16 protein-coding genes are annotated in these 17,650 nt (G+C 61.2%); 7 read left to right on the forward strand and 9 right to left on the reverse strand.

The window, feature by feature from the left end:
• Positions 1 to 30 precede the first annotated feature (30 nt).
• A complete protein-coding gene (locus ABIE28_RS19995; protein ID WP_354066041.1) occupies positions 31 to 1,785 on the reverse strand; it encodes a pyrroloquinoline quinone-dependent dehydrogenase in 1,755 nt (584 codons plus the stop codon).
• Positions 1,786 to 2,102: 317 nt separating this feature from the next.
• Positions 2,103 to 3,089, reverse strand: a complete 987-nt coding sequence (murB, locus tag ABIE28_RS20000) for a UDP-N-acetylmuramate dehydrogenase (protein WP_354066043.1) — start codon at positions 3,087 to 3,089, stop codon at positions 2,103 to 2,105.
• Between the two features lie 215 nt (positions 3,090 to 3,304).
• On the opposite strand from murB, the gene ABIE28_RS20005 reads away from it, so the two are divergent.
• Complete coding sequence (locus ABIE28_RS20005) at positions 3,305 to 5,413, forward strand: mechanosensitive ion channel domain-containing protein (protein ID WP_354066045.1); 2,109 nt, start codon at positions 3,305 to 3,307, stop codon at positions 5,411 to 5,413.
• Between the two features lie 16 nt (positions 5,414 to 5,429).
• Here the strand turns inward: ABIE28_RS20005 and ABIE28_RS20010 are convergent, their stop codons facing one another.
• Together ABIE28_RS20010 and ABIE28_RS20015 are read right to left on the reverse strand one after the other, a co-directional pair.
• Positions 5,430 to 6,278, reverse strand: a complete 849-nt coding sequence (locus ABIE28_RS20010) for a division plane positioning ATPase MipZ (RefSeq protein WP_354066047.1) — start codon at positions 6,276 to 6,278, stop codon at positions 5,430 to 5,432.
• A 90-nt stretch (positions 6,279 to 6,368) separates the two neighbouring features.
• Positions 6,369 to 7,550, reverse strand: coding sequence for an MFS transporter (locus ABIE28_RS20015; protein WP_354066049.1), 1,182 nt, complete (start codon positions 7,548 to 7,550; stop codon positions 6,369 to 6,371).
• 117 nt (positions 7,551 to 7,667) lie between these two features.
• Between ABIE28_RS20015 and ABIE28_RS20020 the strand changes: the two genes are divergently transcribed.
• Complete coding sequence (locus tag ABIE28_RS20020; protein WP_354066051.1) at positions 7,668 to 8,021, forward strand: ArsR/SmtB family transcription factor; 354 nt, start codon at positions 7,668 to 7,670, stop codon at positions 8,019 to 8,021.
• A 20-nt stretch (positions 8,022 to 8,041) separates the two neighbouring features.
• Here the strand turns inward: ABIE28_RS20020 and ABIE28_RS20025 are convergent, their stop codons facing one another.
• Genes ABIE28_RS20025 through ABIE28_RS20045 form a run of 5 tightly spaced genes read right to left on the reverse strand, consistent with a single transcriptional unit; the run spans position 8,042 to position 12,757 of the window.
• Positions 8,042 to 8,392, reverse strand: coding sequence for a RidA family protein (locus ABIE28_RS20025; RefSeq protein ID WP_354066053.1), 351 nt, complete (start codon positions 8,390 to 8,392; stop codon positions 8,042 to 8,044).
• Positions 8,393 to 8,404: 12 nt separating this feature from the next.
• Positions 8,405 to 9,460, reverse strand: coding sequence for an ABC transporter ATP-binding protein (locus tag ABIE28_RS20030; RefSeq protein WP_354066055.1), 1,056 nt, complete (start codon positions 9,458 to 9,460; stop codon positions 8,405 to 8,407).
• A gap of 23 nt (positions 9,461 to 9,483) precedes the next feature.
• Positions 9,484 to 10,230: an SDR family NAD(P)-dependent oxidoreductase gene (locus ABIE28_RS20035; RefSeq protein WP_354066056.1), complete on the reverse strand. Its 747-nt coding sequence runs from the start codon at positions 10,228 to 10,230 to the stop codon at positions 9,484 to 9,486.
• Positions 10,227 to 11,156, reverse strand: a complete 930-nt coding sequence (locus tag ABIE28_RS20040) for an amidohydrolase family protein (RefSeq protein ID WP_354066058.1) — start codon at positions 11,154 to 11,156, stop codon at positions 10,227 to 10,229. Before ABIE28_RS20040 ends, ABIE28_RS20035 begins: the two co-directional genes overlap by 4 nt.
• Positions 11,156 to 12,757 carry a hypothetical protein gene (locus ABIE28_RS20045; protein WP_354066060.1) on the reverse strand — a complete coding sequence of 534 codons (1,602 nt, stop codon included), beginning with the start codon at positions 12,755 to 12,757 and terminating at the stop codon, positions 11,156 to 11,158. Before ABIE28_RS20045 ends, ABIE28_RS20040 begins: the two co-directional genes overlap by 1 nt.
• Before the next feature lie 117 nt (positions 12,758 to 12,874).
• On the opposite strand from ABIE28_RS20045, the gene ABIE28_RS20050 reads away from it, so the two are divergent.
• The 5 genes from ABIE28_RS20050 (at position 12,875) to ABIE28_RS20070 (ending at position 17,648) form a co-directional block, all read left to right on the forward strand.
• Positions 12,875 to 13,954 (forward strand): Gfo/Idh/MocA family protein, encoded by a 1,080-nt coding sequence (locus tag ABIE28_RS20050; RefSeq protein WP_354066062.1) that lies wholly within the window; start codon positions 12,875 to 12,877, stop codon positions 13,952 to 13,954.
• A gap of 170 nt (positions 13,955 to 14,124) precedes the next feature.
• Positions 14,125 to 15,426 carry an ABC transporter substrate-binding protein gene (locus tag ABIE28_RS20055; protein ID WP_354066064.1) on the forward strand — a complete coding sequence of 434 codons (1,302 nt, stop codon included), beginning with the start codon at positions 14,125 to 14,127 and terminating at the stop codon, positions 15,424 to 15,426.
• 58 nt (positions 15,427 to 15,484) lie between these two features.
• Positions 15,485 to 16,426: a carbohydrate ABC transporter permease gene (locus ABIE28_RS20060; RefSeq protein WP_354066066.1), complete on the forward strand. Its 942-nt coding sequence runs from the start codon at positions 15,485 to 15,487 to the stop codon at positions 16,424 to 16,426.
• A complete protein-coding gene (locus tag ABIE28_RS20065) occupies positions 16,423 to 17,301 on the forward strand; it encodes a carbohydrate ABC transporter permease (RefSeq protein ID WP_354066068.1) in 879 nt (292 codons plus the stop codon). The genes ABIE28_RS20060 and ABIE28_RS20065 overlap by 4 nt, the downstream gene beginning before the upstream one ends.
• Positions 17,298 to 17,648, forward strand: a complete 351-nt coding sequence (locus ABIE28_RS20070) for an L-rhamnose mutarotase (RefSeq protein ID WP_354066070.1) — start codon at positions 17,298 to 17,300, stop codon at positions 17,646 to 17,648. The genes ABIE28_RS20065 and ABIE28_RS20070 overlap by 4 nt, the downstream gene beginning before the upstream one ends.
• Positions 17,649 to 17,650 lie beyond the last annotated feature (2 nt).

Genomic DNA, 17,650 nt, shown 5'->3' on the forward strand with positions numbered 1-17,650 from the left:
GTCCGGGCAGTTTCTAGACGCTCTGGACTATCAATCCGGAAGCGCGAACACGTAGAGGGTCGCCGGGTTGTCACGTGGAAGTTTTACTTCCGGCGTGAGCGAGGACAGCCGACCCAGACCCGATGCGAAGTTTGCAACGATGGCGATATACTGCTTGCCGTTGGCTTCGTAGGAAACCGGGAAGGATTCCAGCGAGTTGCTCAGCTTGCCGCTCTCCCACAGCTTTTCGCCGGTCTCATCGTCGAAGGCCATGAACTGACGATCAAGGCTGCCGACGAACACCAGGCCGCCTGCGGTTGGCAGGGTCGAGCTGGTAATGGGCGGACGCTGACGGTACATCCACTTATCCGACAGATCGGTCAGATCGATGGCGCGCACCTGGCCGATATTACCATCGCTGTCTGGCGTTGGAACGCGCGAGAAGGTCGCCATGCCGCCACCGGTATAGATGGTGCCTGGATCAAGCGGGTTCGGGGTGGTGTTGGAGCAGAATTCCACGGTTGGCATGTAGAGCGTCTGCGTGCGTGGGCTGTAGGACGTTGCCTGCCATGCGCGACCACCGGGGTCGGCCGGGCAGTTGAACGTGGTTTCGCCGATTTTTGGAATAACGTCCGGGTTAATGGTCTTCTCGCCGGTTTCCTGATCGATCGACAGAACGATGTTCTGCGGCACGGTTTCCTTGGCCCACAGCCATTCGCCGGTGGTCCGGTCGAGGGCTTCGACGATGCCGATCTTGCCGCTGGTCACGACCATCTTGCGTTCTTCGCCCTTGAACGGCAGGTCGATGAGCAAGCGCTCATAGACGTAGTCCATGTCAAGGCTGTCGTTGGCAAGGTACTGGTGGTACCACTTGAGATCACCGGTCTGGGGATCAAGGGCAAGCGTGGAGTCGGTATAGAGTGCGTTGTTGGTGACGCTGGTATCCGAGCTTGCAGGCAGCAGGCCGCTGATTTCGGCAACCCATGGATAAGGCTGGCCGACACCGGCAAAGATCAGGTTCTGGTCGGGATCGTAGGAGCCGGCAATCCACGCCGAAGCGCCATGACGGCTTTCGAGCGGAAGACCATTCCAGCTATTGCCTTCTGGCGTATCGCCACGGGCAATGGTGTGGACGCGCCACAGTTCAGCGCCGGTTTCAGGATCATGGCCGGTAATGAAGCAACCGCCGGGCTGGCCGTTGCCGCAGTTGGTCATGCCCTGGATGATGACGCCATCGGCCACGATCGGACCGCTGGTATAGCCCCAACCCTTATTGTAATCGGCGACCTGCTGGTCCCAGACCAGCTTGCCTGTCTTGATGTCGAGCGCGATGATATGAGCGTCGCGCGTGGCAATGATCAGGTTGTTGCCGTAGATGGCTTTGTTGCGCTCGCCGCTTGGAGCCACCTTGTCTGGCAGTTCGTGCTGGTATTCCCAGATCAGATCGCCGGTTGCGCCGTCGAGCGCCTGGATCAGGTGCGTCGAGTTCTGGATGTAGATGATGCCGTCATGGACAAGCGGAGTCTCCTGCGAGCGCCCGCCTGGCGTCATGCCCCAGGCCCAAGCCAGCTTGAGGTCCTTGACGTTTTCCTTGTTCACCTGGTCGAGTGGGCTGTAGCCCCAGCCGTCAAAAGTACGGCGCCACATCAGCCAATCGCCATCGGGCGGGTTGAGCAGCATTTCGGCCGTGACCGGTGTCACTTTGTCGATCGCGTTGTCTTGCGCAGTAGCTGTCTGGACAGCCAAAAGCGTCGTCACCGAAGCGGAGATCGCAAGGATCGCCGTTAATTTTCGAATAGCCTGCATAAGTGGCTCCCCCACCAAAAATGAACGGGACTAGCGTCCGGGCTCTTTTTTAAAAGGCTGAGCCGATTAGCAATTCACGCTAGCTTGTATGGAACGTAGGCGCATCCAACGCCGCTCGTCAACTAGTCGAACGAAGCAAGGGGAAGTAAAACCGCAAAGCTAAACAGTGGTGAGCCAAGAAATTTTTCTTGTGGCGCGATGTCGAGTGCCAATCCGGAGCGGTGTTTGTAACCCGACCAATTCGGTCGCAATTGTGCCGTGGTGGGGTTGGGTTTTAGTCCGGCCCGGCGTGGTCGAAGACTGGCACAATCAAGAGATCAGAGCTCTATTGGCTCCTGGATTAGATCGACGCCGAAGCGCTCTTTTACCGAGCGCCTGACGGTTGCAGCGAGCTGCTGAATATCGCGGTAGGTGGCCCCGTCATTGTTCACGAGGATCAGGGCGTGGTTGGGATAAACGCCCGCGCCACCTTCCTGATGTCCCTTGAGCCCGCAGGCATCGATCAGCCATGCGGCGGAGAGTTTGACGCTACCATCGGGCTGCGGATAACGTGGCACACCGGCAATAGCTTCGGCCAATGCAGGATGCACAATGGGGTTGTGAAAGAACGAACCGACATTGCCCAGTTCGCGCCAGTTGGGCAGCTTTGAACCACGCACGCTGAGCACACGCTCCATGATGGCGGGCGCCTCGACATCGGGCGGCAGGCTGTCCAGTCCGGCATAGGACAGGACCGGCACCCAAGGCGAGGGCAGGGCCAGTGTCACATTAAGCACGATGAAGCGCCCGGCAGCGCGCTTGAAGGCACTCTGGCGGTAAGAGAAATGGCACTCGGCGCGGTCAAAACGACGCTCGCGTTTGTCGACGGTGTCCCAGACCACCAACGAGTCCAAACGGTCGGCCAGCTCAACGCCATAGGCGCCGATATTCTGGATGGGTGCCGCGCCAACTGTGCCCGGAATACCCGCCAGATTTTCCAGTCCCCAATGGCCCTGCTCGATGGTCCAGGCGACAAATTCCGACCAGTCCTCGCCGGCCTGCGCCGTCACCAGCGTGGTGCCGTCGTCCCGTTGTTCGGCAAAGCGCCCCTTGCTCGCCATGATGCCGACAACCGCTTCGACCATGTCATGCAGGACCACATTGCTGCCGCCGCCGATGATGTGCAGCGGCAAGCCAACCGAAGCTGCAAACGCCGACAGCTCAGCCACCTGATCGGGGAAGGTGATCTGTGCGCCATAGCGGGCCTGTGCGGTCAGTCCCAGCGTGTTGAAGGGCGACAGGTCGAAATTCGGTGTTGGGAGCATGATCACCGGTGTGGTTTGCAATCGAAAAGGGCAGAGCAGCATGACATGGCGCGAACCCTGCCTGGCCGCAAGCGGTTAGTGAGGCTTTTGTGGAACTTGGCGCCATCGCGCCAGATGGTGCCCTGATCGGCAGGCTCGGTTATATAGGTGCCTGGTAAGAGGCCCGGTTCGGGCGGATGGTCTTGAGTTTTATGCGTCTAATCCGGGTTGCAGGTATGAAGTTCTTTGCGTCATGGGCTGTGTTGGCGGTCACTCTGCTACTGGGTGCTCAGGCCATGGCGCAGGATGCGCCGGTCGTGGACACGCGAACCGAAGCGCTGCAGCGGTTGATCGTCGTGCTGGAAAACGATGAGCTCCGTACCGAGATCTTGGATCAGCTGCGGCAGATGACGCCGGACGCGGCGGCGGGTGTCGTGAGCGAAAGTCCCAGCGATCTGGCGCGGGCCGCGCCGCGCGAAGAGGGGAGCCCTGAGCTTGGCGTGGTCGAGGCGATCTCGGACTGGTCTTCGGGCTGGGTCGAGCAATTGCCGCGCACCACTTTTGGCATTCCCATCGACCAGAAGGCGTCGCAGGCGGCGTCACAGGTCAGTTCGAGAATTGAAGCGGGCGTCAAAAACGGCGAGCTGGCCCAATTTGCCCTATGGGCCATTCCAAGCCTGATCGTTGCTGTTGTTGGCGGCCTTGCGATCCGACGGCTCGGGCGGGGCCTGACGGTTGCGAGCAAGCCAGTGCGCAAGGGCCGGCTGGTGCTTGGACTAGTGCTCAAGACCACCGCCTATTTCGCGTTCCTGCTGTTCATCGGACTTGGAGTTCAGTTCTTCAATCCGACTGATGTGGGCAGTCGGGTGTTCATGACGCTTGCGGTGGGTGTTCTCGCCTCGATGTTTTCAGCCGACATTGCCATATCGGCACTGTCATCGCTGGCTGGCTGGCGGGGCGTGCGTCTGGTCAACTACTGTCAGAAGCGGTTCTATCGCTGGTGGCTGGCCATTCTGCTGCTCTCGACTTATGCGGCGCTGTGCAATGATCACGTGGTGCGGCGGGTCATCGGCTGGTCGGCTGCGGACATGATTTCTTTTGTGGTCAACATCATCGCCGCCAGCGTCACGTTCTTCTTCGTGGTGCGGCACCGGGCGGCGCTCGGAAACCTGATCTTTGGCAAGACCATCACCGGACACCGGTCCGAAAACGCCTTTGCCAGCGCGACACGGCGGCTGTCGCGCTATTGGCATTGGCTGGTCTATGCCATCCTGATCCTCAGCGTGATGAGCCTGATTGCGGGGCAGCGCAACAGCGATGCCTTTACGCAGATGCTGTGGTCGCTCGGGTCGATCCTCGTGGCCTTCGTGGTTGGGGTATTGGTGCAGCGCGCGCTGTCGGGCTGGCTGGAGCGGCCACGCCGGTTGCGCGGTGCGGTGCGTCAGGCGGTGCTTGCCGGGGTCGTGCGCATGTTGCGGATTGGCGCCAATGCCACCATTGCGCTGCTGACGACGGTCATCATCGCCCGCATCTGGGGTTTTGATCTGTGGGGCTGGTTGTCGCGCGATGGCCAGCAACTGGTGCGGCCGATCTTGGCGGCCGGTGTCTGTGCCGTCATCGCCTGGCTGATCTGGATCGCGCTCGATGCCTGGATCGCCAGTGCCCTGACGCCGACCGATGCCTTTGGACGGCCGCGGCAGCGTTCCAATCGCGTGCAGACGCTGTTGCCGCTGGTGCGCAACGGCATGATGATCTTGCTGGTGTTGCTGGCAGGTATCGCGGTGCTGGCCAATATCGGGGTCAATGTCACGCCGCTGATCGCCGGTGCCGGTGTGTTCGGTCTGGCGCTGAGCTTTGGTTCCCAGCAACTGGTGCAGGACGTCATTACCGGCGTCTTCATTTTGGCTGAAGACACGATTGCCATCGGCGACACCATCAATACCGGTGATCGAAGCGGCGTCGTGGAAGGCATTTCGCTGCGCACCATTCGGCTGCGCGATGCCGATGGGGCGCTACACTCAATCCCGTTCTCGACGGTCAAGGCGCTCAAGAACAGCTCTCGCAATTTCGGCATTTTCCGGCCACGCTATTCGATCCCGGCATCGGTGGATCCTGAGGTGGTGATGCAGGTGATGCGCGAGACGGCGGCGGAGTTGCGGGCCGATCCCAAATACGCTCAGTCGATGAACGGCGACCTGCACAATGTCGGCATTGAGGAAATCAATGCGGGCTCGGTGGTGGTCAGTGGGTCGCTGCGCACGGCGCCGGTGCGGCTGACACAGTTGACGCGGGCCTTCAACGGCAAGTTCCGCGCCGGGCTGGCCGAGAGGGGTATCGTGCTGTGATGGCGAGCCTCTTCGGCTAGGCGGAGAGGCGCTTTGGTTCAGTTGCCTCGCTACGCGATGGCAGGCGCAAGGCGGCGACGAGGCTGCGATATTCCTGACGTGCATTGACGTGTGACATGGTTGGGGCGCCGCCGAGCAGGCTCGCCTCCAGCGGATCAAACACCGTCATGCCGATAGGAAAGAGCGAGCGGAAAATGACGCGCTCGGCAATGCCATCGGCGACGCGGCAGCCAAGACGGGCGGCAACGCGTTCGATTGTGTCCTGCACCTGGCTGGCATTGCGCGAGCCCAGGTTTGAAATGCGGTTGCGCATCAGCACCCAGTCGATTTTCTCGCCGTTTTCGGCGAGGCGTTCGGCGCGGGCGCGCTGCACATTGCGTGAATAGGGGCTGGTTTCAATCGGCTCGCCGCTGACCGCGTCGACGCGGGCCAACACATCGAGATCGATCATGCTGTCATTGATCGGGGTGACCAGCGTATCGGCAACGCCATGCGCCAGACGGGCGAGATTGCCATCAAAGCCGGGCGTGTCGATGACAATATAGTCGACTTCGTCGCGCAGGCCGCCCAGCGCCTTGGTGAAAATATCGAGTTCGGCGCGCTGGTTTTCGCGGATGGAATCGCCCCAGGCGGTGGGCAGATGCACATGCTTTGGCATGGGCACCTGATGACCGGTGGTTTCGACGGTATTGCGGCGATTGCGGACATAGCGCGTCAGGGTCTGCTGACGGCTATCGACGTCGATTGTCGCGACGCGATGACCCTGATGCAGCAGATAGACGGCCAGATGCAAAGCCGTCGTCGACTTGCCCGAGCCGCCCTTTTCATTGCCCACGGCAATGATGTGCGCACCGGATTGCACCATGTCCCACTCTCCAAATCAGGGCCCGATCGCCCGGACCCCATCAAGTGACCACATGGTTAACAAACGACTAACATCAGTCCCGAATTAAGCCTAACCCATGCCGGCCAATGCGGCCCGTGCGGGGCGGCGGGTGGCGTTAAAGCCCATGCCTAAAAGCGATAGCGCGGGCAGCAGCGCACCGATCCAGCCGAGATCGCTTGGCGTGCCATATTGCAGCACCAGCCCACCGATCAACGACCCGGCAGCAATGCCGAGATAAAGCGCAGAGGCATTGAGCGAGAGCACGAGCGGCGCGTTGCCGGGCGAGAGGCTCAGCAGGTGGCTGGCCTGAGCCGGTGGGAAGGCCCAGCCGGTTGCGCCCCAGATTACTACCAGCACGAAGAAGGCGACGGGCACGATCCCGTGCGGCAGATGCGGCACCACAGACATGGCGGCGAGCAACAGCACATTCATCGACGTGGCGCCGACAACGGTGCGGCGAGCGCCAACCCGGTCGGCCAGTTGGCCACCGGCAGCGTTGCCGATAGCGGCGCCGATGCCGAAGGCCAGCAATACCGCGGGGATCAGTTCACGCGGCAGGCCGATGGCCTCGGTGGTGATGACAGCCAGATAGATGATGACGGTAAAGGCGCCGGCCAGATTGAGCAGCGTTGTCACCAGAGCGCCGCGCACGCCGGGCAGGGCGATGGCCGCCACGCGCTGGCGAATACCCAGCTGTGCGCCCCGCAGGCCAGATGGCAGCATAATCCAGATCGAGAGCGCAGCAATGACGCCGAAGCCTGCCACCATGAAATAGCTGCCGCGCCAGCTGGCAAAACCGGCCACGAGTGCACCCAGTGGTGCGCCAAAGGCCACGGCCATCGAGGTGCCGCCGACGATCACCGAAATGGCGCGGGCGCGGTGGTCAACCGATGAAATGGCAACGCCGGTGGCCTGTGCGGTGGCGGTGTAAAGTCCAGCCGCAAAGGCCATCAGCACGCGCGCGGCCATCAGATCGGCATAGCCATAGGAGCAGGCGGCCCAGATGGCGCCGGCCGAAAAGATCAGGGCCGTGGTGGCCAAGATGCGGCGGCGATCAGCCGTGCCGGTCAGCGCCGCGAGGATGGGCGAACCGAAGGCGTTGGCCAGCGAGAAGGCTATGACCAGATAGCCGGCCTGCGTCAGCGACACCCCGGTGGAGTCGGCGATCTGCGGCAACAGGCTCGATATAGCAAAGCTCTCGACGCCGATGGCGAAGGTGCCAACCGCCAGCCAGATGAGACGGATATCCATGACAGGATCCTTAGTTCAACACTCATTGAACAATTGAACCTCCGCAATGGCAATGTCAACAGAAGTTCAAAGAGTGTTGAACATTGAAGCGGGCGCAGAGCTGCGCTACATTGGGGCATGACCTATCTGCCACAACCTGAAACCGAGCAAATTGCCTTCGCCAACGTGCTGACCGCGCTGGGCGATGAAACACGGCTGGCCATTATCGGCCGTCTGGCGCGCAATGGTGAATTGGCCATGGCATGCGGCCAGTTTGGTGAGATCTGTTCCAAGACCGCGCTCAGCTATCATCTGTCAAAGCTGCGCGAAGCGGGTGTGGTGCATGTGCGGCCCGAGGGCACCAAGCGCCTCGTGACCATCCGGCGCGCCGATCTCGATCAGCGCTTTCCCGGGTTTCTCGATTCCATCATTGCCACCGCCCAGCATCTGCCGATGCCGGGCGAGGACGGGTCTGAAGGCGACGTCGCTTAGCTGGCGACGCCGATCTGGGTTCAGTCGAGAGCGGCGATGGCGGTCATTTCGACGCGCAGGTCTGGCACGGCCAGACGGGCTTCAACGGTGGCGCGGATCGGCATGTTGGCCGTATCGAGCCAATCGTCATAGACCTTGTTCATCGCCTCGAAGTCGGTGATGTGGGCCAGATAGATATTGATCGACAGCAGCTTGGCGCGGCTGGAGCCGCCCTTGGCCAGCAGGTCGTCGATCTTGGCCAGAACTTCCTGGGTCTGGACTTCAATCGTGCCCTTCGCCGTATCGGCTGTCTGGCCCGCAATGTAGAGCGTGTTGTTGTGCGAGACTGCAGCGGCAAAGCGCTTGCCGGGTTCGATGCGTGTGATGGTCATGGCGTAATCCTTTTAGTCAATGCGCAGGCCAGTTGCCGCGTCGAACAGATGCGTGGTTCCGGCAATCGGTGCAAGAAGAAGTTTGTCGCCGGGTCCAGCGGTAACCCGCTCGCGCAGGGCGATCATCACTTCGTTTCCGGCGAGCCGCGTCACGATCTGCGTTTCGGCGCCGGTCGGTTCGACGGTGAGGATTTCGGCAGGAACGCCAGCGTCTGAAATGGCAAAATGTTCGGGGCGAATACCGAGCATGACGTCGCGCGGGGCGGTTGTCGTCTGGTGCGATCCGAGCGGGAATACGGTGCCATCGGCGGCCACAAAACCGTCCGCGGTCTGCGTGCCGGTGAAAAGGTTCATGGCGGGGGAGCCAATGAAGCCTGCGACGAAGAGGTTTGCCGGGCGGTCATAGAGTTCGAGCGGGGTGCCGATCTGCTCGATGATGCCGTCATGCATGACGACGATGCGATCGGCCATGGTCATGGCTTCGATCTGGTCATGGGTGACATAGACGGTCGTGGTCTTGAGGCGGGCGTGGTTTTGCTTGATCTCGCTACGCATCTGCACGCGCAGCTTGGCATCAAGATTGGACAGCGGCTCGTCAAACAGGAACACGGCGGGACTGCGCACGATGGCGCGACCCATGGCGACGCGCTGACGCTGGCCGCCGGAGAGCTCCTTGGGCAGACGATCGAGATAGGGCGTGAGGCCCAGGATATTGGCCGCGCGGGCGACGCGTTCCTGCCGTTCTTCGCGCGACATGCCTTTGAGGCGCAGCGCGAAGGTCATGTTCTGCTCGACCGTCATATGCGGATAGAGCGCATAGGACTGGAACACCATGGCGATGTCGCGGTCCTTGGGGGCGAGGTCGTTGATGACCTGGCCGGCAATGGAAATCTCGCCGCTGCTGATTTCCTCAAGGCCCGCGATCATGCGCAGCAGGGTGGACTTGCCGCAGCCGGATGGTCCGACCAGCACCAGGAACTCGCCGTCGCGGATGTCGACCGACACGCCCTTGAGCACCTCGAGCTTGTTGTAGACCTTGCGCACGTCGCTGATCGTGACTGCACCCATCGTGTCGTTCTCCAAAGGCTGAACTAGTAAGTGGCGCGGCCGCCGGACAAGTCGAATACCGAGGCAGTCGTGAAGCTGTTTTCGCGGCTCACCAACCAGCCGACCATGCTGGCGGCTTCGTCGACTTCGAGGAAACGGCCACGCGGAATACGGCTCAGCATGTAGTCGATGAATTCGGGCTTGAGCTCATCGAGAATGCGGGTCTTGGCGGTCGCCGGGGTGATGGCGTTGACGGCGATGTCGTGCTTGGCAAGTTCCTTGCCCAGCGCCTTGGTCATGGCAATGACGCCGCCTTTGGCTGCGGCATAGGCGGAGGCGTTCGGATTGCCCTCCTTGCCGGCGATGGAGGCGATGTTGACGATGCGGCCGTAATTGGAGGCCTTCATGTAGGGCACGACGGCACGGTTGACGTAGAAGGTGCCGTTGAGGTCGATATCGATGACCCGGCGCCATTCGTCAGGATCGTATTCGTCGAGCGGCGCATTCTTGCCGGCGATACCAGCCGAGTGCACCAGAATTTCGATGCCACCATGGCTTTTGGCGACCGATGCTGCTGCAGCAGCGACGGCGTCGCAATCGGCGACATCGACGACCACGACCGAGGCGGCTTCGCCGAGCTTGGCCTTCGCAGCGGCGAGAACCTTGGCGTCAATGTCCCAGAGGCTGACGCGGGCGCCGGAGGCGACCAGACGGGCGGCAATGGCCAGGCCAATGCCCTGTCCACCACCGGTGATGATGGCGGTCTGGTTGTTGAGATCGTAGGAAATCATGGATTTTCGCCCAGTTGAAGGCCGGTGATGCCATAGAAGCGAGCGGCATTGCCCGCAAATAGCGCCAGCGATTGATCGTCGGTCAGGTCGGCAAAGGTTCGTCTAAAGCTCTCGTAAGTCTGCCCGAAACTGGCGTGCTGTGTCACCACCGGATGGTCACTTGCCAGCATGCATCTTTGCGGTCCGAAAGCATCAAGGCAGGTCAGGGACACATCGCGCAGGCTGGCCTCGGTCCAGTTCGGATCATAGGCCACGAGGTCCGATATCTTGAGCACAAGGTTTGGCGCGCGGGCCAGAGCCTTCAGCCCCTTGGCCCAGTCGCTCATGCCGTCTGGTGTGCGGTCAAACGGGGAACCGCAATGGTTGAGCGCGAAGGCGGTGTCCGGGAAATCTGCGAGCAGGTCGAGTGCGTCTTGCACCTGCCAGGGCGAGATGAGCAGATCAAAGGATAGCCCGTGTCGGCCAAGCGCCGCCATGCCACGACGCCAGTTGGCATCGGCCATGCGATGCCGGTCCAGGACGGCTGAGCGGTCTGGGTCCGGATGCCAGCTCATGATCTGGCGAATGCCGGCCACGCGACCATGGGTGGCCATGGATTCGAGCAACGGCTCCACATCGGGATCGGCGAGGTCGGCAAAGCCGACATAGCGCGCGGCAATGCCGGACGGACGGGACAGGCTATCGAGCCAGGCGATTTCCCCGAGCGGATCGGTTGCATCCCAATTGGCTTCGATATGCACGCTGGCAACGACATTATAGCCGCTGGTATCGCGCAGATAATCGTCCGGCAGGCAGCTGCGCGCCAGCACGGGGTCCTGCTGGCCTCGCAGCCACGGATGTCTATCCAGCGCCCGATCCCAGAGATGATGGTGGGCGTCCACGATTGGTCCGCAATAAAGACCGTCGCTGTCGCGCAATGTGCTCATCATCGACCCATATATACGCGGCGAGCGATCTGCTCGGCCAGTGTCAGCCAGCGGCGCGCAATGGCGTCGGCGCTTGCCGTTGCGGCAGTCAGGGCTTCGTTCTGCAGCGCCGCCAGCCGGTCTGCGGGCAAAGTGGCGGACGCGTCGAGTTCTGCGGCGATGGCAAGGAAACGGTCGGCGGCGTGGTCGCCGCCCAGTCTCGGGGCGAGTTCTGTTGCGACGAAATCGTCCCAGCGCAGTTCCGGGTTCCAGGTGAAGCGGGCAAAGGCCAGATAGCTCAGTTCCACGGTGGCGCTATAGTCGGAGGCCTCGCCCCAGACCGTCAGGCCCTGCATGCCCAGCTGTTTGCCGCGGCTGGCCATATCGGCGAAGTCGCGCCCGTTAAAGGCATAGCGCTCGGTGCGATTGTCGCCATTCCATTGGCTGGCAAATTGGCAACGCAAGACGTTGGGTTGGGTCGGCAGCGTGGCGACATAGTTGGGGTCGAGTTCGCTGCGCAGCCGCTTCCAATAGCTGCGATTGGCGGTGTGCTGATAGAGTGCGCCCTGCGGCAGCGTGGACTGGGCCGAAGTTGCGACCGGGTCCAGCAGATTGTCCCACTGCATTTCGCAATAGATCCAGAGGTCGGGGCGCTTGGCTTTAGCCGCCGCATAGAGCCGGGGGAAATTGATGGCCATGTCGGTGTGGGACCAGGAATCGCCATGTGCGTCATCGCGACGGGCGGCCTCTTCGTCATTGTCCCGACGGGCGCGGCAGCGGTCGCAGTCGCAAACGCCGTAGTCGCCGCTTTCGATATTGATGCCACCGATCTCGAAGGTTTCGGCCAGCCATGAGACGGCTTCTTCCATCCAGTCCATGGTTTCAGGCGCGCTGGGGCAGGCGCTCATCGTGTAGTCGGAATGGGGGAAGTTGAGCCGGAAGGCGAGATCGGCGATCTGGAAGCCGACATCCTTGGTCATCTTGGCGGCGTGCTGCGGATTTTCTTTCAGCCAGGTCGAGAGGTTGTAGCGGTGATCGCCCTCCCAATAGACGCCGCCATAGGCGCCAATGGCGATGCCGGGAATGATGCGCACGCCGCGCTCATTGGCATATCGACACAGCTGTTGCGCGGCTTCGATGCCGCCATGGCTGTTGCGCAGGAAGCCGTAGATGATGATGCCCCCGACGCGATTGCGCGAGCAGAAGTCCACCAGCTTTTCGTAGTCCGCCAAAAAGCCGCCGGGCGGTTTCTGGTAGGGATTGAAGACGCCGATTTCCTGATGGCCGATCTGGGAAAGCTCCCAGTTGGTGGAGTGGTCCCAGGTCCAAAATGAGCGATAGGCCATGCCGGGCGCGCCAGTGATTGGGGCCTTAGACAGGGCTGAGAGGTCATGATCGGTGGCAATGCGTTCGATGAGTTCTTCGACGCCGTAGATCACACCCGAAAACGGTCCGCCGCGCACCTCGATGACGTCGCCCTTGGCGCTGATGACATGGGCGCCTTCGGCCAGCGAAGCGTCCAGCACCAAGCTTATGGCTCGCGTCGCAAGCGGGGTGTTTGCCAGAGCGTCGCGCAGGCGTTTGGCCGCATGGGGGTGCTCAATTGCGCCATCAATCGTCATAGGGCGGGGTCCATCTCCTCAGATTGACAGAGTAGAGCAGCAGGACTATCAAATATCAACATCAATTTTTGCTGGTGATAATTGATGATGGTCCCCAGCACACCCTTCGGAGTGTTCATGTCAGCGGAAATCCACCCCAATCTCGCCGGTTTGCAGCAGACCTGGCCGATGCCGAGCGCGCCGCGGCCGATCACCATATTGGGGGCGGGCGGCATTGTTCGGGATGGGCATCTGCCAGCCTATCGCAAAATGAATTTGCCCGTCGCGGGCATCTTTGACGTAAACCCGGAAACGGCACGCAAGCTGGCGGCTGACTTCGGCGTTTCAGTCGTGCACGCAACGCTGGAAGAGGCGCTGGCTGCATGCGGTACGGATGGCATTTTTGATCTGGCGCTGCCGCCGGCGGCAATCCTCTCGACAGTCGAACAATTGCCGCACAATAGCGTGGCGCTGATCCAGAAGCCGTTGGGTCCGGATGGCGCTACGGCGCGCAAGATCGTCTCGGCGCTCGATGCCCGCTCGGTTACTGCCGCGACCAATTTCCAGCTGCGCTTTACCCCGTCGATGCTGGCCATTCGCGACGCTGTGCGCAAAGGTCTGCTCGGCGACGTGGTGGATGTCGAGGTGCGGCTCGCGGTCTATATGCCGTGGGAATTGTGGTCGTTCATCCCGCATCTCGATGCGGTGGAAATCCCGCTGCACTCGATCCACTATCTCGACTGGATCCGCTCCTTGCTGGGTGAGCCGGAAAGCGTTTACGCCAAGGCGGTCAAGCATCCGCGCTATCCGACTTTGGCCGATGCGCGATCCAGCATCATTCTGGACTATGGCGACCGGGTGCGCTGCGCCCTGTCGCTCAACCACACCTACAATTATGGCCCCGAACATGTCGAAGCGACGATCCGGGTCGAGGGCAGCAAGGGCGCGGCGCATCTGACCGTCGGCTATCTGATCGACTACATCAAACCCGTTCCCGAAAAGCTCGAATTCATCACCGAAGGCGGCACCTGGACTGAGCTGCCGCTGCAGGGCGAGCGCGTGCCAGACGCGTTCGGATTCGTCATGGCAAATCTACAGCGTTACGCGGCGGGCGAGGACACGGTGCTCGATACCGATGTGCACGACTCGGTGCGGACGATGGCGCTGGTCGATGCTGCGCTCAAGTCCAGCAGGCTGGGCGGCGTGGTGCCGGAATAATCGCGATTCTGATTTCGTATAAGAAATTACACTTTCATAAGTCAAAGTTCTCGTGCTAGCGTTTTGAGGTGGAGTTGGGCCGGAGTGGGATTGGCCTTGCTCGATGACGAGGGAAGTCGCGCCGCCGTAGCCGAGGGGCAGGGGCCGACTGCAAAGGAAGGGAAGCGGACATGACGACAGTTTTGAATTTCGCGACGATGCGTCGGCAGCTGCAAGCTGGCTGCGCGGCGGTCGTGCTTGGTGTCGCGGCGCTCGGCGCGCCGGTTTTTGCGCAGGACGTGACGACGATCAAGGTCTTGAACTGGCAGCCGGGCGGTCCCGAATATTGGGCAGCGCTGGTGGCAGCCTTCGAGGCTGAGAACCCCGATATCAAGGTCGCGCTCGAGACAGTGCCCTTCGATCGCTACCCTGAAGTGCAGGGGCCTTACATCACCACCAAGAGTGGCCCGGATGTGATGGAGAACAATGGCGGGCTCGAATTGTTCGACCGCCGCTCCGCCTATCTGGCGCTACCACCAGAGGTAATGGCTGCAGGTGATGATCTCATCACGCATAGCGGCGGTTGCCTCAATTTCGATCCGACCCAGGCCTGCTACGGACTGCCCTTCGGCTATCAGGGCAACGTCATGTATTACAACAAGGCCGTGCTGACCGAGGCTGGCCTCGATGCTGCAAATCCACCCACGACGTGGGACGAAATGGATGCCGCCTGCAAGGCAGTCCAAGCCATCGGCAAGACCTGCCTCGCGCATGGCATGACGGGCGTGTTCCCGGCCTATTGGAACTTCCCCGAGATCGCGCGCAACTACCTGACCGAAGACGATATGCGCGCCATTCTGGCCGGCGACATGCCGTGGACTGATCCAAAGATGATCAGCATTCTGGAAGCCATGGCATCGATCGGTGAGCGCGGCTGGATCAACTCCAACTCGCCCTCGATCAGCATGCTGCCCGATGGCGCCGATATCTTCTCGAGCGGCAATGCAGCGTTCGCCAGCACCATCATTGCAGACGCGGTCAACTGGCAGGCTTTTGGCACTGCTCTGGGCGACGAAAATGTTGGCGCCATGCGCTGGCCAATGCTGGTTCCCGACGCGCCGCTCGCCAAGAGCTTCTCGGGTGTCGAAAGCTCGGTGTTCGGCGTCAGCTCGTGGACCGACAAGCAGGAAGCATCGCTTAAGTTCGTCAAGTTCATTGCCGGCGTTGAAAACGGCAATCTGCTGACTTCGCTGGGTGGCGGCATTGCGCTCAACAAGAATGTCGATCCCAACCTGATCCCCAAGTCGCAGGCGCTGGCTCAGATCCGCGAAATCATCAAGACGCCAACCCTGCATGTGGGCGTGTTGCTGAGCGGTCAGGAAGCCGATGCGCTTGGTCGCGGCTGGCAGGAGGTGACCCTCGGTCGCCTGAGCGTTGCTGACTGGGCCGCGCGCCTCCAGATCGCGCTCGAAGAAAGCCCCGGCAAGAACTGATTGCCCAATCGCGGGGTGGCTTTGGTCACCCCGCACCAATCATCTGCAAGGCAGGATCATGAGTTCTCCGGACATCGTCACACCCCGGGCCGCGTCTATCGCGCCCAAGAAGCGTCGCGGCCTGTTGCGGCCCAATACGCTGCTGATCATTGCCTTGGTCCTGCCCGGCCTGTTGCTGGCTGTGCTGTTCAAGCTGGTGCCGCTGATCCGCGCCTTCTGGCTAAGCCTGTTGCAAACGCGCGGCTTTGAAGAGCCGACATTTGCGTGGTTCGCCAACTACCAATCCATGCTGCGCGACCCTGTGTTCGCTCAGTCATTCAAGAACGCCGCGATGGTGTTCGTCACGCTGCCGGTATGGATTTTCCTGCCGCTGGTGATTGCGCTGCTGCTGTTTCAGCGCACGCCGGGCTGGAAGCTGTTCCGCGCCGTTTATTTCCTGCCCTACATGATCGCGCCTGTCGTGGTCGGCATCATGTTCCGTCAGATTCTGTCGCCCGAAGGTCCGCTCAACGCGTTCCTGATCGGCATTGGTTTGGGCCCGCTCGCCATCGAATGGCTCAACGGGCCGACCAGCGCGCTGTTTTCGCTGACGGCTGTGGCGCTCTGGGCCTTCTTTGGTCTGGGCGTGCTGACCTATCTCTCCGGTCTCGCTACGGTACCACAGGATGTTGTCGAGGCGGCGCGGCTTGATGGCGCCGGGTTCTGGCGCCTGCTGGTGAGCATTGCCATGCCGCTGATCAAGCCGGTGATCGGCTATTGGACGGTGCTGTGCATGTCGAGCATGCTGATCTGGATGTTCCCGCTGATCTACGCATTGACGCGTGGCGGGCCAGGCAGCGCGACCATGCTGCCCGAATATCTGGTGTTCATCACCACGTTCGAATTCCTCAATCGCGGCAAGGGTGCGGCCATCGGCATGGCGCTGTTCGTCTTCGCCGCTCTGGTGTCGGCCTTCGTGGTCCGCCGCATGTATCTCGAAGGCAAGGGGCGATCATCATGAGCGTGACCGCACAAATGATCGATCACACCAGTCGCTCAAGGGCGCGCAGCATCGTCAAGCGCGGACTGGCCAAATGGCTAGTGACCTTCGCGCTGGTGGTCGTTGCCGTTGCCGCGCTTTATCCACTGCTGTTCACCATCATCAACTCGATGAAGTCGCGTGTCGGCTATGCGCAGAACCCGCTGGGCCTGCCGCTCGACATCACGTTCGAGAACTATTTCGACACCTTCAACCGGATGAATGTGCCACGTCTGCTGTTCAACAGCATCATCACCACAACCGGTGGTCTGCTGCTGTCGACGGTGGCTGCTCTGTTCATTGCCTATGCGGTGACCAAACTGCGGATGCGCGGTGGCAATCTCTTGTTCCTGTTCATCATTTCGATGCTGGTCATTCCGAGCCAGGTGGTCATCTATCCGCTCTACGAGACCATTCTGGGCCTTGGGTTTGGTGGCACCTATCAGGGTCTGATCCTCGCCTATGCAGCCTTCGGTCTACCGATGAGCACCTATCTGCTGGTGGCCTATTTCCGGGCTATCCCTGACGAGTTGATCGAAGCCGCGCGACTCGATGGTGCGGGCGACATGCGCATCCTGTTTCAGGTTTTGCTGCCGATTTCGACCCCGGCCATTGCGGCGCTGTCGATCCTCAACTTCGTCTGGATGTGGAACGATCTGCTGCTGCCGCTGGTCATCATGGGCGGGTCAGACAAGACCACGCTGATGGTGGGTGTGGCTTTGCTATCGGGTCAGTATGATGTGTCGATCCCGTTGATCAGCGCCGGTTTGATCATCGCGCTGTTGCCGGTAATGCTGGTCTATTTCCTGTTCCAGCGGCAGATCCTGAACGGCGCAATTGCTGGGGCCGTGCGATGAGCGACACGGGGCCAGCCGCGCCGATCCTTTACATCTATCGCCTGAAGCCGGGCATGGGTGCGGAGTATGATCGGCTGCATCAGGCGGTCTGGCCGGACCTGCTCGCGCTGCTCGATGAGGCGGGGATTTACGATTACCAGATCTGGCGACACGCCGAGATTGTGGTCGCACGAATGCGAACACGTGATGGGTTCGATCATGCGCAGGCAGTAACAGGTGCTAGCGCTGTTCAGGCGCGCTGGACGGCGGCGCTCCGGCATGTGTTTGCCGAGATTGCCGACAAAAACGGCGAGCCGCTTTGGCTCACCGAAGTGTTCAGCCATCGACCCGCCGAGCAGGTGCGGTGATG

It is taken from the genome of Devosia sp. 2618, from assembly GCF_040546815.1.
GTDB lineage: Bacteria > Pseudomonadota > Alphaproteobacteria > Rhizobiales > Devosiaceae > Devosia.

What these genes read in the sequence shown, in the direction of transcription:
- ABIE28_RS20040 (WP_354066058.1), bottom strand. Translation starts at nt 11,156, where the DNA reads ATGAGCACATTGCGCGACAGCGACGGTCTTTATTGCGGACCAATCGTG.
- ABIE28_RS20025 (WP_354066053.1), bottom strand. Translation starts at nt 8,392, where the DNA reads ATGACCATCACACGCATCGAACCCGGCAAGCGCTTTGCCGCTGCAGTC.
- ABIE28_RS20060 (WP_354066066.1), top strand. Translation starts at nt 15,485, where the DNA reads ATGAGTTCTCCGGACATCGTCACACCCCGGGCCGCGTCTATCGCGCCC.
- ABIE28_RS20045 (WP_354066060.1), bottom strand. Translation starts at nt 12,757, where the DNA reads ATGACGATTGATGGCGCAATTGAGCACCCCCATGCGGCCAAACGCCTG.
- ABIE28_RS20015 (WP_354066049.1), bottom strand. Translation starts at nt 7,550, where the DNA reads ATGGATATCCGTCTCATCTGGCTGGCGGTTGGCACCTTCGCCATCGGC.
- ABIE28_RS20065 (WP_354066068.1), top strand. Translation starts at nt 16,423, where the DNA reads ATGAGCGTGACCGCACAAATGATCGATCACACCAGTCGCTCAAGGGCG.
- ABIE28_RS20070 (WP_354066070.1), top strand. Translation starts at nt 17,298, where the DNA reads ATGAGCGACACGGGGCCAGCCGCGCCGATCCTTTACATCTATCGCCTG.
- murB (WP_354066043.1), bottom strand. Translation starts at nt 3,089, where the DNA reads ATGCTCCCAACACCGAATTTCGACCTGTCGCCCTTCAACACGCTGGGA.
- ABIE28_RS20010 (WP_354066047.1), bottom strand. Translation starts at nt 6,278, where the DNA reads ATGGTGCAATCCGGTGCGCACATCATTGCCGTGGGCAATGAAAAGGGC.
- ABIE28_RS20030 (WP_354066055.1), bottom strand. Translation starts at nt 9,460, where the DNA reads ATGGGTGCAGTCACGATCAGCGACGTGCGCAAGGTCTACAACAAGCTC.
- ABIE28_RS20055 (WP_354066064.1), top strand. Translation starts at nt 14,125, where the DNA reads ATGACGACAGTTTTGAATTTCGCGACGATGCGTCGGCAGCTGCAAGCT.
- ABIE28_RS20020 (WP_354066051.1), top strand. Translation starts at nt 7,668, where the DNA reads ATGACCTATCTGCCACAACCTGAAACCGAGCAAATTGCCTTCGCCAAC.
- ABIE28_RS20035 (WP_354066056.1), bottom strand. Translation starts at nt 10,230, where the DNA reads ATGATTTCCTACGATCTCAACAACCAGACCGCCATCATCACCGGTGGT.
- ABIE28_RS19995 (WP_354066041.1), bottom strand. Translation starts at nt 1,785, where the DNA reads ATGCAGGCTATTCGAAAATTAACGGCGATCCTTGCGATCTCCGCTTCG.
- ABIE28_RS20050 (WP_354066062.1), top strand. Translation starts at nt 12,875, where the DNA reads ATGTCAGCGGAAATCCACCCCAATCTCGCCGGTTTGCAGCAGACCTGG.
- ABIE28_RS20005 (WP_354066045.1), top strand. Translation starts at nt 3,305, where the DNA reads ATGAAGTTCTTTGCGTCATGGGCTGTGTTGGCGGTCACTCTGCTACTG.